Annotated in this window: 12 protein-coding genes; 3 read left to right on the top strand and 9 right to left on the bottom strand. The window is 51.7% G+C overall.

Translation table 11 applies throughout. The features are described from left to right. Positions 1-3 precede the first annotated feature (3 nt). Both F4Y39_21510 and F4Y39_21515 read left to right on the top strand, forming a co-directional pair. A complete protein-coding gene (locus F4Y39_21510; GenBank protein ID MYC16312.1) occupies positions 4-1,044 on the top strand; it encodes a Gfo/Idh/MocA family oxidoreductase in 1,041 nt (346 codons plus the stop codon). Further along, positions 843-2,444 carry an amidase gene (locus F4Y39_21515; protein MYC16313.1) on the top strand — a complete coding sequence of 534 codons (1,602 nt, stop codon included), beginning with the start codon at positions 843-845 and terminating at the stop codon, positions 2,442-2,444. The genes F4Y39_21510 and F4Y39_21515 overlap by 202 nt, the downstream gene beginning before the upstream one ends. Here the strand turns inward: F4Y39_21515 and F4Y39_21520 are convergent. From F4Y39_21520 to F4Y39_21530, 3 genes are all read right to left on the bottom strand, one after another. Beyond that, positions 2,431-3,396 carry an ABC transporter substrate-binding protein gene (locus F4Y39_21520; GenBank protein MYC16314.1) on the bottom strand — a complete coding sequence of 322 codons (966 nt, stop codon included), beginning with the start codon at positions 3,394-3,396 and terminating at the stop codon, positions 2,431-2,433. The two genes, F4Y39_21515 and F4Y39_21520, sit on opposite strands and share 14 nt — an antisense overlap. A gap of 139 nt (positions 3,397-3,535) precedes the next feature. Continuing rightward, a complete protein-coding gene (locus F4Y39_21525; GenBank protein MYC16315.1) occupies positions 3,536-4,318 on the bottom strand; it encodes an ABC transporter permease in 783 nt (260 codons plus the stop codon). Further along, complete coding sequence (locus F4Y39_21530; GenBank protein MYC16316.1) at positions 4,315-4,689, bottom strand: hypothetical protein; 375 nt, start codon at positions 4,687-4,689, stop codon at positions 4,315-4,317. Before F4Y39_21530 ends, F4Y39_21525 begins: the two co-directional genes overlap by 4 nt. 53 nt (positions 4,690-4,742) lie before the next feature. Between F4Y39_21530 and F4Y39_21535 the strand changes: the two genes are divergently transcribed. Next, entirely contained in the window at positions 4,743-5,240 is a 498-nt protein-coding gene (locus F4Y39_21535; protein ID MYC16317.1) for a polymer-forming cytoskeletal protein, read from the top strand. Between the two features lie 66 nt (positions 5,241-5,306). Here F4Y39_21535 and F4Y39_21540 read toward each other — a convergent pair whose 3' ends face one another. From F4Y39_21540 to F4Y39_21565, 6 genes are all read right to left on the bottom strand, one after another. Then, entirely contained in the window at positions 5,307-8,558 is a 3,252-nt protein-coding gene (locus F4Y39_21540) for an efflux RND transporter permease subunit (GenBank protein ID MYC16318.1), read from the bottom strand. 99 nt (positions 8,559-8,657) lie between these two features. Continuing rightward, positions 8,658-9,167: a DUF1854 domain-containing protein gene (locus tag F4Y39_21545; protein MYC16319.1), complete on the bottom strand. Its 510-nt coding sequence runs from the start codon at positions 9,165-9,167 to the stop codon at positions 8,658-8,660. A gap of 17 nt (positions 9,168-9,184) precedes the next feature. Then, entirely contained in the window at positions 9,185-11,482 is a 2,298-nt protein-coding gene (locus F4Y39_21550; GenBank protein MYC16320.1) for an ABC transporter ATP-binding protein, read from the bottom strand. An 86-nt stretch (positions 11,483-11,568) separates the two neighbouring features. Then, the gene (locus F4Y39_21555) at positions 11,569-12,315 is read right to left on the bottom strand and encodes a DUF1992 domain-containing protein (protein ID MYC16321.1); all 747 of its coding nucleotides are present in this window, start codon (positions 12,313-12,315) and stop codon (positions 11,569-11,571) included. Between the two features lie 86 nt (positions 12,316-12,401). Beyond that, entirely contained in the window at positions 12,402-13,979 is a 1,578-nt protein-coding gene (locus F4Y39_21560; GenBank protein ID MYC16322.1) for a sigma-70 family RNA polymerase sigma factor, read from the bottom strand. 116 nt (positions 13,980-14,095) lie between these two features. Continuing rightward, complete coding sequence (locus tag F4Y39_21565; protein MYC16323.1) at positions 14,096-14,671, bottom strand: hypothetical protein; 576 nt, start codon at positions 14,669-14,671, stop codon at positions 14,096-14,098. Positions 14,672-14,848 lie beyond the last annotated feature (177 nt).

The raw sequence follows: 14,848 nt of genomic DNA on the forward strand, positions 1-14,848 counted from the left end.
TATATGCAACCCGTTCGCATAGGGATGATCGGATTGGGCCATATTCCACAGAAAGCACATTTGCCAGCCCTATCCCAATTGGCTGAAAAGGGCGAGGTGGTGTTGCAGGCATTTTGCGATGTGGATCAGGGCATTGTGTCTGAGCAGGCAAAGGTTTGGGGCGCGAAATCTATTTATACGGATCACCACGAGATGTTTGACAAAGAGGAATTGGACGGGGTTTATGTGTGTTTGCCCCCGGCTTTGCATACGGATGCGGAGTTGATCGCTGCGGAGAAGGGGATCGCTCTTTTTGTGGAGAAACCACAGAGTTTAGATATGGCTCAGGCTGTGGTGTTTTGTGAGGCGATTGATAGGGCGGGTATTGTTTCCCAGGTGGGGTTCATGAGTCGCTATTATCCTTCTGCTGAATATTTGAAGGCGATGCTCGAAGCGCGGATTTCGAGGCACGCACAGGTGCAGTTGTTTTACAGCGGACGGCATATCCGATACTGGACGAGTCGCATGGCCCTGTGTGGGGGATCGTATGTGGAAAATACCATTCACATGATTGATCTGCTGCGTTTTTTTCTGGGCGATATCGAGGCGGTATCGGCGTTTTATTTTTACCGCGCGGAAGGTGATGGGCCAGAGCCGATCAATATGCCTTATGCCTATAATGTGAATTATCGATTTAAGAGCGGTGTGGTTGCCAATGCGACGACATCGCGGGTGTTGACCAATGTGAATTATGCGCGGCGCGAGGTGACGGTGGTTGCCGACGACGCGCTTTTCGAGTGGTCGGCGCAAAATGTCGTGTTGAATGGTGAAGAAGTCGCGGCGTGGGATGATCGGCCCAATGCATTTGCGTTTCAGGCAGAGGCATTTGTCGGTGCGATACGGAAGGGAGATCGCACTGCGATGCGGAGTTCTTATGGCGATGCGCTGAACAGTCTGGCGGCTGTACTGGGAGCCAATGCATCGGCAGAACGCGGTGGGGAGCTTGTGTTGTTAGAGGACATGATTGCCGGACGGGTGACGTGGTCGCCCGGGGAGGATATCTGACTTTGGATATACATTTTGCAACCCTATCGGAATTGGGCGCGCGCTATCGGGCGGGCGATGTGTCGCCGGTTGAGGTGGTGGATACGCTACTCAATCGCATTGAAGAATACGGTGGTCAGACAAAGGCGTTTATTACAGTTACGGCAGAACGCGCGCGCGCCGAGGCACAGGCGGCGGAGGCGATGTTGCGGTCGGGATCGGATTTGGGGCCTTTGCACGGCATTCCAATTGCGCTTAAAGATCTGTTTCACACGGTGGGTATTCGCACGACTTCGGGTGCGAAAGTATGGGATACATTTGTGCCAGAGGATTCGGCAACTGTCGCAAAGCGTCTTTCGCAGGCCGGTGCCGTGTTGATGGGTAAGACCAATATGGTGGAACTCGCGTTTGGGCCTTATGGTTTGAATCCCCATTACGGTACACCACCGAATTCCTGGGGATCAGAACGCGTACCGGGGGGATCGAGCAGTGGGTCGGGGGTGGCTGTGGCGGCGGGATTGGTACCTGTTGCGATGGGTACAGATACGGGAGGCTCTATCCGCATCCCGGCTTCGTTTTGCGGTGTTGTGGGTCTCAAGCCCACGCTGGAACGGGTAAGTCGTGCTGGTGCGATGCCGCTTTCGTGGACGCTGGATAGCATGGGACCTTTGACGCGGTCTGTGGAAGATGCCGCGCTGGTGTTTGAAGCGATCGCGGGGCCTGATGCGGCTGACCCGGTGACGTTAAATCAACCGCTGGTGGATGTGGTGCGCGGGTTAAAGCGAGATATAAAGGGGTTGCGCGCCGGGTTTGTGCGCGATCCGTTTTGCGATGGGGCAGATGCTGAGGTTATCGCTTCAGTAGAAGCCGCGGCGGGGGTTTTGTGTGATTTGGGGGTTGATGTGGAGGAAATGCAATTTCCCGAAGCGCGAGAAGAGTTAGACGAAGAACTCGAGGGGCGCGGCAGTGCGATGATTATGTGTGTGGAGGGGTATGCATGCCATGGAGATTTGATTGCCCGGCAGGGCGAGATGATGGATCCGCGCATTCGAGCGCGGATTGCACATGGCGCATCTTTTTCTGCGCCAGATTATGCCGCGGTTTTACAGCGGCGCGAAGAGTTGCGGATCTCGGCCCGCGAGACCCTGCGAGATGTGGATGCCGTGATTTGTCCGACGATGTTGACGGTTGCACCGCGTATCACAGATGTCGATGTCGCGCCCGTCAGGTTGACAACGCGGCTGGTCAATTTTTTGGGTTTATGCGCGGTGTCGGTTCCGTGTGGGTGGTCTGATGAGGCTTTGCCCATTGGTTTGCAGATTATCGGCAAACCTTATGACGAGGCTCGGATTTTGCGCCTGGCTTATGCTTATGAGCAGGCGGTTGGCTCGCGGTTAGCTCCCGATTTCACTCGGGCATAAATTCCGTGGTGAAGAGCAGGTTGAGATCGACTTTTTGGTCAATCATGTCCAGGCTGTGGAGGATATCCTGTGTTTGTTGCCACTTTGCTTCAGTTTGGGCGCCCAGGCCCTGTTGTTGTGTGTCGGCACTATGCAACAGGGGAATCAGATATTTGAAATTGGCGCGATTGAAGGCCTCGTCGCTTTCGGGACGCGCGGCCATGTAGGCTGCTACCGCATCTTCGGGATGATCGACGGCGTGTTGCCATCCGCGCAGGCTCGCCCGCAAAAAGCGTTTGACCAGATCGGGATTTTCTTTGAGAAAAGACTCATTGGCAATGATATTGGTGCTATAGACATCGATGCCGTAGTCCGATAGGGCAAGGCGATTGACCGCGTGGCCCTGAAGTTCGACTGTGACGGGTTGATCTTCGGTGTATCCGAGCATGGCATCGACTTGGCCTGCGAGGAGCGGCGCCGGGCTGGCTTCGCTCATGCCCATGAGTTGTATGTCTTCTTCGGGGATATTCTGGTGGCGCAAGAAGGCTTGAAATTCGCGGTGTTTCGTGCCGCCGATATTGACGCCAATGCTTTTGCCGATCAGGTCCTGCGGTGTTGTGATATTTTTTTCTACGAGTGAATAAACGACCACTGGGGTTTGCTGATTGATTACTGCGAGCGATACAATAGGAATGTTGCGCACCCTCGCCATAACAGTTGCCGATCCGCTGGCCACGCCGAGTTTGTAGGTGCCGTTGCCCACGACGCGAGCTGAAGTGGGGGCACCACTGCCTTCGAGGATTTCGATCTCAAGTCCCTCTTGTTCGTAAAACCCCTTTTGTTTGGCGACAAAAAAGCCCGCGTGTTCCATCTGCGCCTTCCAGTCGAGAATGAACTGTACCTGTGTCTTGTCTGTACTCGTACAGGACAGGGTGATGAGTGCGAGGGCAAGAGCGATGAATATTTTTTGCATGGGAATACTCCTTGTTTGTAAAGCGCGAATAGACGAATAGACGAACCCCGCTCTACCACCCCAAGTTGTTACAAACTCCGTTGCTGATTCGTTGATTCGTTGATTCGTTGATTCGCTGATTCGTAGATTCGTAGATTTGTTATCGACCTATGGTTTCAACGGCGCCGCCCCAACGGCGCAGGGCTGTTTTTTCGAGGCCGTCAACGAGCAAAAACAGGCCCGTGCCCATACACCCGAGTGCGAGCAGAGCGGCAAACATCAAATCGGTGGCGAGTTCTGAATTGGCGAGCCGAATGAGGTGGCCCAGACCTGCACTGGAGCCGACAAATTCGCCGACTACCGCGCCAATCACACTGAGCGTGATGCACATTTTGAGTGCGGCAAAAAGATAGGGAATGGCATTGGGCAAGCGCACTTTAAAAAAAATTTGTCGTTGGCTGGCCGAGAGTGATCGCATTAAGTCGAGGATGGATTTGTCAACGGATAAGAGACCGCGCGTGGTGTTGATCACAACGGGAAAAAAAGAAATGAGGCCCGCAATAATCACTTTGGGCAAAAGGCCAAACCCAAACCAGATGACAAAGACAGGGGCCAGTGCCTCTTTTGGAAAGGTTTGGGTGGAGATGACCAGTGGATAGAGCATTCGTTCGATCAGGCGGGAACGGGCCATTGCTATGGCGCAAAGTAGCCCCGATGATGCGCCTGTGAAAAAGCCGCCGAGGGCTGCGGTGAGTGTGACGAGACCGTGAGAGAGCAGGAGGCGATGGGATGCGGCAAATTTGGACAGGATTTGCGAGGGTGGCGGGAGGATAAATGCGGCGATGTCGAGACTTCGCACGACTATTTCCCACAAGCCGAGTAGCAAGGCGATAAACAGTCCCGAAAGAGCGTATTCTCGGGCAAAAAAGCGGATTAGTTTCACAGGTCAAACAAGATGATTTGCGCGTGGAGGGAACCGGCCTGGCTGTGGTATTCGGGATTTTCATTCATCGCGAGAAATAGCGGGCCTTCGTAGGGCGAAAAAAAATCGAAATAATTGCCCACTGAAAGAATGGGGCTGTCGCCAATGCGTCCAACGAGTGCCCCCACATTTGTGCCGGGCAAGAGATATTGATCATTGGCGGGACGCCCTTCAATGCCATCGGGTCCACACCAGACAATGGTAAGCGGACGCATCTCGGGAGACCAGAGGCCCTCTGCTGTGATAATTACGCGCTGATCTTTTTGTATCTGGAGATACATTTCTTGCCACACGGCGTTTGGACGGACGGTTTTGGTAATTGTGAATGCCACAGTTTCTCCTCGGTTTGGGGTGTAAAACGGCTCGCAAAGTACGCCCGTAAAAAATGCTTGTCAAGCGGAAAGTTCGAAGAAAGAAATTGACTCGAAATGATGTGATTTATATTATGTGGATGCTGATAAATTTTTTGGAGGAGAGATCCATGGATCGCAACACAAATTTTGACAAGACCATGAATACCATTATTGGACGTGGGGCAGTCTCTGAAGGTCATTTTCAAATTGCGGCTGGCGTGCGTGTGGATGGGATCTTGAAGGGGGAACTCGAGTCATCCGGAACGCTGATTGTGGGGAAGTCGGGTGTTATTGAGGCCAATGTGAAGGTGCGCGACGCATTGATCAGCGGGCGCATTGTGGGGAATCTGGTGGCTGAAGAAAAAGTGCATTTGCAGTCGCAAGCCACTTTTATTGGGAAAATTCAAACGGGCGTCTTGATCGTTGAAGATGGCGCTGTTTTTAAAGCTGACTGCGATGCGGGTAGTGATATACAAGGGGTTGATCGATTATCAGATGAAACGGCGGAGGTGCAACGCGAGGAAGCTTAGTGCGTTTCCTGGAAAGACGCAAAGCCCCAGGCGATCATGGTTTGCAGATTGCCTGGGGCTTTTTTATTACGCGCGTGCTACGGCTGTGACGCGCTTGGCAAATTGGGAGAGGTCATCCATGAGGGAATAGACCGTGGGCAGGAGCACGAGGGTTAAAATTGTTGAGATGGATAGTCCGGAAATAACCACCAGGCCAATTGGTCCCCAGCGTCTTGAGGTGCCTTCGGCATTGCCGAAGAGCATCGGCAATACCAGCGGCATCAGACCTATGATGGTCGTCGTGGCGGTCATCATAATCGGACGCAAGCGGTCTTGCCCTCCACGGATAATGGCATCGCGGCGAGTAAGTCCCTGTTTTCGGTATCTGTTGATGTGATCGACCAGGACAATGCCGTTGTTGACCACAATGCCAAAGAGCACGAGGAGGCCGTATTTGGCATTGCTGTCCATGGCGATTTTGAAGGTGTAGAGACCGAGCGCGACGCCGATGAATGCGAAGAAAATGCAGAACATAATGGTGAGCGGATGGACATAGGATTCAAAGAGCGAGGCCATGATGATGTAAATGAGAATGAGAGCCAGGATCAAAGTCTCGTAGTCCTGGTTCTGTTCTGCATTCATAGATCTGAAGCGGCGGTCCATTTCATAAGTATATCCCTTGGGCAGGGGTACGCCTTCCATGCGCATTTTCATGATCTGGCCCACGCGAAATACCGCCTGCTGGTCTGTGTTGGCAAAAACCGTCACTGTTGACATGCGGTCTTCGCGTCGAATCGTGTTGGTGCCCGTTGTCAGGTCAAAATTCGCCAGGCTGGAGAAGGTGACCATGCCGCCGTTGTCGCTTTCAAATTCCGTTGTTTTAAGTTGTTCGAGGGTGGCGCGGTCTTCTTCGCGCAGCAGCACTGTGATGTCGATCTCGCCATCTGGGGTTTTGAAGTTGGAGCCACCGCGCGAGCCGAGTGCAGAGGCAATGGTGTTTGCAATATCGCGCGGCGAGAGACCGTAGCGCTGTGCGCGCTCGCGATTGACCGTGACGCGAATTTCCTCGGTTCCACTTTCGAGGCTGGTCTGTATTTCGTGAACGCCGGGCATGTCCTGCATGCTGGTTTCAATGTCTTCGGCCAAAATGGCCAGTGTTTCCTGACTACGCCCTTTGAGCTGAACACCCGCTCCCACAGCAGAACTACCGCGACCACCGCCGGATTTGAAACGCACACCTGGAATGTCTTTGGGCAGGAGGGCCATAACTTTGCGTTGAACTTCATCTGTGGTGAGTTTGCCTTGGTCTGCTGACGTGAGATAAAGGGTCAGGCGTGTGCCTCGCCGACCACTGTATCGGCTGCCAATGGCTTCGATGTCGAGTTCGTCTTTTAAGGGGATGAGCATGTCTTCGGCAATTTTGAAGATCTCACGCGCTTGATCCACATCGTAACTGCGGGGCATTTCAATGGTGAGCCTTACAGCGCGACTGGGCTGATAGCGGAAGGGTTGTTGTTCTACTTTTCCATAGATATAGTTGCCCATAAAGAGCAGGACACATGCAGCCGACAGGGTTGCCCATCGATAGTGAAGCGTAGAAGATACCAATTTGGCATATAGAGCTTTGGGACCGATTGATCGGTAGCGAAAATAGAGAAAGACGACCAGTGCAATGACGCCGGGAAAACCGATTTTGGCAAATGTCGGAAGTCCGCTGATGGTCTTATTAAAATTTGCCCACAGACCCGCGTAATCAATTTTGCTGAAGTCCGTGTAATAAATAAGAGTACCCAGACCAAGTGCGGCTACAAGGCCGACGATGCTCTTGAGAATGCGATCGAGGAGTTGGCCATCGTGTTTGAATGCGCGTGAGGCTGCCAGCGGGATGAGTGAGAGCGCGATACAAAACGAGGCAATAACAGCTATTATTACGGTAATGGCAAAGTCGCGCATGAAGAGCGAGGTGCGCGAATCGGTGACAAAAATGACCGGAATAAATACGCAGATGGTCGTGAGCGATGCGGCGAGGACGGGAAGCCCGATTTCATCGCTGCCCTCGAGCGCGGCGTGCCTGGCATCTTGCCCTTCTTCAAATCGTTTGCGAAAGATATTTTCAAGGGCTACGACTGCGGGATCGACGAGCATACCAATGGCGACCATCAGCCCCATCATCGAAATGAGATTGAGGGTGATATTCGATCCGGATTGGCGCATGAAATACATGATCAGGAATACGGTGAGCACGCTGATGGGGATAGCAGAGCCGATGATGAGCGTGCTGCGGAAGTTGCGAAGAAAAATAAAGATGGCGATGACGGCCAGCAGACCACCCAGAATAGCAGATTGGCTGAGGCTCTTGATGCTATTTGTCACGTCGATGGATCGATCGCGCACCATGTGCATGCGGAGCTTTTCTTTTCCGACTTCCGAGTGGATGAGGGCGAGTTCGTCGCGCACGAGTTTGCAAACATCGACCATGTTGGCCGTTGAGGCTTTCTGAACTTCGAGGTTTAACGAGGGGCGCCCGTCGAGGCGTTCAAAGCTGCGAGATTCGGGATAATCGTATGTGACATTGGCAATGTCGTCGAGGGTGAGATTGGGGCGAATGGGCAGATCGCGAATTTGGTCAATGGTTTCAAATTCGCCCATGCTGCGAACGGCGAAGCGTTTGTTGCCTTCGGTGACATACCCCGCAGAGATATTGATATTGTTGCTATTCAGGGCACGATTGATGGTGCGGAAATCCATCTTATAGGCTGTCATGGCTTTTTGATCGACTTCGATGAGGAGGTCTTTTTCTCGCAGGCCCTCGAGTGCGACATTGGCGACGCCTTCGAGACGCTGCACTCTGGGCAGGATCATTTGATTGAACACATTGACGAGTTCCTGATTGTTTTCGCCAAGCCAGGTGAGGGAATATTCGAGGACGGGAAAGTCTTCGGTGTCGAAGCTGCGAATGTCGATGCGATCGACATCGGCGGGCAGGTCGGCGCGAACTTGATCGAGGCGGTCTCGGATGTGAACACCGATGATGTCCATGTCCGCATCCATCGCAAATTCCATGCCGACGCGCGCACTGGATCCGCTGGATGAGGAACTTATGCTTTCAACACCCGACAGCGTTCCGAGGATTTCCTCGATGGGGCGCGTGATGAACCGCTCAATTTCTTCCGGGGAAGAGGAGGGATAATTGACAGAGACAAAGATGCGCGGAAATGTCAGGCTGGGCAGGTATTCGAGCGGCAGCCTGAATAGGGATATAAAACCCATCATCATAATACTGAGCACAATCATAATGGTGCTAATGGGTTTATTAATGGCAAATTCACTGAGTTTCATGCCTCCTCCTTTCTACTAATACAATCTGCGCGAACAGGCGTGTCAATTCATTTTGGTTTTGACGAAAATAGTAGTGCAATTGTTCCTCAGATAGAAGTTTCAAACAATGGTTTCTACGAATGTAATGCTATCGGGGTCGAGGCGGCGGTAATCTACGATCTCATAGCGATTGCCATCGGCGTCTCGCAAGATCACGCGCACGTCGTCAATTACGCGCACGTCGCGTTTGCTGCTGGGGATTTCAAATACGCGATGCCCGCGATCTGTTTCCACATCCCATGTGGGGACGTGAAAATTGGAAACAATGCTATTTATTTTTAGAATGCGCGGCATAAAATATGCCTGTTCGAGTGCTATTTCCAATGCATCTCGGCTGTCTGGGTCGAGATCGACCATGTCGCGCACTATGCCTATTTCGCTGCCATCTGGATTTTGTAGCACAATAAATTTTGTGGACGCGTTGAGGGGGAAAGCGCGCTGTACACCAATCCGCTCGTGGATTTCACCGCGCAGGTCGAGTGTGAGATCGTCAAAATCGTCGAGATACAGGCGAATGTCGCGGGGCGAGAGAAGGGAGAGGTCGCCGGTCAGGTTTGGGAGTGAAGACATTTATATACCTTTATTCGTTACCACGCGCGGAGTTTGGACAGTTCGGTTTGCATGCGGCAAAGACGCGCGTAAATACCATCGTAGGCGATGAGTTCGGCGTGTGATCCCATCTCGGCGAGTTCGCCTTTGTCGATGATGAAGAGGCGATCTGCGTGTTTGAGCGTGGAAAGGCGATGGGCGATGGCAAAGGTCGTGCGCCCTTGCACGAGTCTGTAAAGGGCTTCTTGAATCTGTGATTCTGTCTCGGTATCCATGCTGGAGGTAGCTTCATCGAGAATTAGAATGCGCGGGTTTCGCAGGATCGCGCGCGCAATGGAGATGCGCTGTCTTTCGCCGCCCGAGAGCCGAACGCCGCGTTCACCTACGGGTGTGTCGTAACTATCGGGCAGGCGGAGGATAAATTCGTGGGCATTGGCTGTTTTGGCGGCTGCGACGATTTCATCGAGTGACGCATCGGGGTTGCCGTATGCGATGTTCTCGGCTATCGGACCATTGAAGAGAAAGGGATCCTGCAGTACGACGCCGATCTGATCGCGCAGGGATTTGAGGGTGACATCGCGGATATCGCGTCCGTCGATTAAAATCGTGCCTTCTTCGATATCGTAAAATCTGCAAATCAGGTTGATCAGGGTGCTTTTGCCCGCGCCAGAATGCCCGGCAAGGCCGATCATTTCGCCGGGTTCAACGGTAAAGTTGAGATTTTTGAGAACGGGTTTGCCAATTTCGTAAGAAAATGTCACGTCGTCAAATTGGATGCGCCCTTCAATGGCGGGCATGGTGTATGCGGAGCGCCTGTCAGTTACGTCGGGTTGTGTGTCGAGCACTTCAAAGACGCGTTCGGCAGAAGATGCGGCTCTCTGGAAGCGGTGGTTGAGGCGGCAGAGGCTTTCAACCGGGCCGTAAAAACGCCACATGTACTGCGTAAATGCCACAAAGTTGCCCAGGGTCAATGCGCCGTCGAGAACCGAGGTGCCCCCCACGAGCCATATAATCAGCGTTCCGATAGATGTAATAAAAGCCATGACGGGGCTGAAGATGCTGCGAATGCCCGCAATTTTGATTTCGCCCTTGAGGAGGTCTTCGCTGCGCGTCTGAAATTTACCCACTTCGCGGTTTTCCTGTGCAAAGGCTTTGACCACGCGCACGCCGGGAATGGTGTCGGCAAGGAGTGCGCTGATGGCAGCCCAACGCCGAAACAGGCCGCGATAGGTGCGATGCAGGCGGTGACCAAATTTGAGGGTTGCAATAATCAGAAGGGGGGTGGGGATTAAAACGAGGGTGGCGAGTTTGATATTCATCGCAAAGAGAATGATGCATATAAAGGCGATGGTAACGATGTCGCGGATGATTTCTTGCAGGCCATCGCTGATAAAATCTTGCAGGCGGCCCACATCCTGGGTGATGCTGGCCATAATGGTGCCGGTTTCGCGTTCGTTGTAGAAGCTGAGAGAATGTCGGTGGAGGTGCTGATAGACCTCATTTCTGAGGTTATAGGTGATTTTCTGTCCAAGAACGGATAGGATATACGAGCGTATGGCGCGAAGGCCCGATTGCGAGAGATTGATCAGCAGGAGCAGGCCCACGAGGAAATAGAGGATTTGGTATCCGGTAGGTATCCCAAATATGCTGTTTGTGATGTCGCGGAAGAAGGTCGTTTCATATGTTGCCGAAGGTGCGAGTACACCATCGATGAGGTCGCGCATCAAAAGCGGTGGGGTAAGGCTAATAAAGGTCGAGGTGAGGAGCAGGACAAGGCTCAGAGTTCCGAGTTTCCAGAAGGGACGCGCATAGGCGAGCAAGCGATACAGCAGTTTGCGGGTGTCGAGACAGTTGGTGCAGACTCCCACCCTGCGGGAAATAATTGTGCCGCACACGTCACACCGTCTGCCCGAAATCGCGCGTCCAAGTTGGCCTTTGGCGATTTTGTCTTCGGTTTTGCGCGCGTCTTTTACAAGAGCCTCAAGTCGGTGCGTTATCCGATTGAATTTCTGGTTATGGCCTTTGGTAAATCGCGCGAGTGTGGCACCTGTGGTTCCGGTGCGGACTTTGAGTAAGCTGTTGCCAAACAGGTCTTTGACTTCGAGATTGGTAATTTCTGAAAGCGGGATGCGCTCTGTGTGTGGTGTCGAATCGCCGTTGGGGCTAATTGCGAACAAGTGTTTGTCTGTGGCGAGGAGATAAGCGATGCCATACGTGCCATCGAGACGGATGTCGGTACTGGCCGATAATTGAACCGTTTCGTGCGATGGAATAAGGCCATCCAAAATGTGCTGAGGGGGGAATTCCAGAAGATTTATCTCGGAAGCGTTTGCCACAGATCAACTCCTGATAAAAAGGAAGTGTTTACTTACTTATAAATTACAAGAATTTGGCAAATGCGTCAAGACAAGATAGGAGTGGATCAGGTAGATCTGAACATGCGGTGCCAGAGAGTTGGCTTTTGAGACCGCAGCCATGTTTTGAGCCGCGATTCCCAGTCGCGTGGGCGTTCGGGCAGGAGGGGGAAACGCGTTTGTATGTATTCTTTCTGCGCTTCGATATCGACTTTGGCAATGGGTGCATAAGCTGGCAAAAGCGAGCGGTTGACAAGTTGCCGCTTTTTGCTGGCTTCGATATTTTCGTGCGCGAGGCGCAGGTTTTCGAGGTAGCGGTATGTCAGGTCGCGCACCCGTGCATTGTATTGTTTGCACAATTGGTCAAAGGTGCTGATGGTCCCCAGGAGATCAGATGCGCTCGCAGGCGGCGTTTCCGCGTCAGGATGAAAATTTTCGGGGAGTGCATTCAGGCCAAGTGTTTCGCACATTTCTTTGTCGTAGGAAAATGTGCGGATGAGTGTTTGTGCAAGGGGGCGAATAGCTTTTTGCAATGGCGCGATTTTTTCGGTTGCGCGTTGCAGGTGCTCGTCGGCATTTTTGAGGTGTTCTTCCGCGTCTTTGCGCTCCTGGAGGTGTGCGGGAAGCACATTGTTGTCGCGCAGGATTTTACCCGCCATGCGATGTTCCGCATCAGGGCGAAAATACGCTTTTAAATCGAGTGGCTTGCCTTTGCCGGGAATATCGGTATCGTCTGACACGGCATCGCGCAGCATTTCATCGGGTGTGCGCCTTTCGGGCTTTCCATCAGGCGTGCGTCTGATTGTTTTGTTCACTATATTCCTCCGGGAATTTGGCGGGTAAGTCCTTTGTGATAAATATACCCAGAACCGGGTCTCATATCAAGAAGCAGAGTACACGACTACGCTCTGAGATAGTGTTGGGCTTTGCAGGAGGAAACGATTTCTGTTATGATATCGGGATTGATGGTTTCTTTAGCGACGATTCGTTCTAAGGCCAGGCGCGCGACTTCGAGTTTGTCGGTGTCAGAAGACCAGATGGCTATTTTTTTTGGTAAGGCATCGGCTATGAATGCCTGAACACCTGTGGCGGCCTCAAAAGCAAGTGCGTTGCGTCCTTGTGAGCCAATAAACCGTTTTTTGACCTGCTCGTTTGAGACTGTAATGACTTCGGGTGGTCTTCCTTCGGGCAAAGTAAAAAAGAGTTTTACATCATCGATGGGTTGTGTCGCGTCGGATATCAACGTTTTTTTTGCATTTGCGACGGCTTTTGCTACGCGGTTTGGATTGATGCGGTGCAATGAGATAAGCTCTGAGAGTGCGCGTTTGGCAATTTCGCGTTTTTGCGAATCAGAACAGACGATGTGGACGGTTTGAGGGGTGGCGTTGACGATGAGTTTGACGCCTGTGAGGATTTCGTAGGTGATGATGTTGCGACCGTTTTTGCCGACGATTTTGCCTTTGATGCTGTCATCTGTCAGGGGTACTGACACAGCGGGCTGGCTCAGGGCAAGCGCGTCATTTGCACGATTGGATATTTCGAGGATTTCGGGTTGGGCCGTTATGGGCGCGCCTGTACTGGCTGCAAGTGCAAGTGCTTCTCCCGGGTGGGCATTGAGGCTTTTAATCCGGGTATTTTGTTTGAAAGTCAGTTCTGCATAGGGGATATTTTCGGGCAGTTGCTTGAGGGTAACGGATTCGAGCGTTGCGCCGAGTGTGTCTATGAGACGCTGTGTCAAGATATGCAGACCAGGGGCTGGCCTGTTCGATACAGCGAGTATCAATGCCTGAGCAGAGGTGGCATCGACAGATAGAGACAGATTGTGTTGACCAGTTTCATCAGATAGGATGACATCAGCCCTTGCGTTGGGATGGTGAACGATGGCGGCGATGTGTAATGTGATCATGGATTTCTCCCACTTTGGCGTGGCAAAGTATTCGCGATAGAGGGGGCGCAAAGGTTCTTTCAAGCGAGTCCGCGCTCGGTGAAGATGTTGTTTCACTGTGCCTATGGATACGTCCAGCAGGGCAGCAACTTCCTTCAGGCTCATGTGCTGGTAATAGAACGACAGGGTTGCCCGTCGGGTTTGAGGAGGCAGGTCGTCAATGGCTTTGAGCACCTGTTGATGCAAATCTCGCGCCTCAAAGACAGTACCTGGATCGGGGCATGGATCGTACGTATCTCGTATCCAATCAGATCGTTCTCGCCATTGCCGATTTTGACGCAGGTGCTGGCGACAGAGGTTGAGCACAATGCCGTAGAGCCAGCTTTTGAATGCGGTATTTTTTTTCAATTGGTCAAGCGACAAATAAGCTTGTAAGAGGGCTTCTTGCACAAGCTGTCGAGCCATATCGCTGTCGTTGACGAGACGCATGGCAACTCGAAGCGCAGATGGATGGTGTTGTTCAACAAGCTGACCGAATGCTGTTTTATCCCCTTTTCGCGCCCGCTGCACCAGATGTTCGTCGAATTGTGACATAATTTGGAATGCGTTAAAGTGACGGTCTATATATTGGTGGAAATAACGTCATAAAAGGTTGACAAACAGGCGCGATTTTTTTACAAAAAGCTCCTGTGCAGTGCAGGAGCTTTTTGTCACTTCCAAAATCGACATCCAAAAGTAAAATTTACTGTGCCCGTTATTTCGTCGGCAATATTTTCTTTTTTTACCCGAAAAGGCATAAGTTGAAAACGAATTTCAGTGAAGAAACGAATATCTTTTTGTCGGGAGACAAATTCGCTGCCTATCCCGACCACAATGTCAAAATACAGGTCTGAGGGTATATTGCGATGATCGTTAGGACGAAAATAAAAGGCCCCCATGCCAGCGTTCCAATACGGTGCAAATGGTTTATTAACTAAAATTTTATACCTCAATTCAAGGAGCAATGAACTTAACCAACCTCCAGAATTAAATATACGGGATTCCTGGGTACTCTGCACCTGTCTTTCCGGCATGGGAAAAAAAGATCCGTATAAAACCAGATCTACCTGTTTATCCCCGATAAAGAACTCGCCGTTTACAACAGGTCCCATCTGAATGCTGTCGAGACGGAAAGAGATGTTGCAGCTTTCATCATTTAATACTACATCTAACATGCTACAGGGAAATCCGGTTTGATTCATCATGGGAAATGCAACACCCGTCCCAAACCCAAATCCAGTACGCATTGTCTGACAATACGTGTTTTCAGGACAGCATATTGCGATCAACACCGCGAAAAGGAGTTTTTGTATTTTTTTGTACATTTTATCCCACTTTTGTGTCAGTAAGCAGGTTTTTCATCTGTGATAACATCAAAATTCGTGCCTATTCGTCTGTGTGTGGGATGCAGCGTTGTTTAAGTT

Source organism: Gemmatimonadota bacterium (assembly GCA_009838845.1).
Classification (GTDB): domain Bacteria; phylum Latescibacterota; class UBA2968; order UBA2968; family UBA2968; genus VXRD01.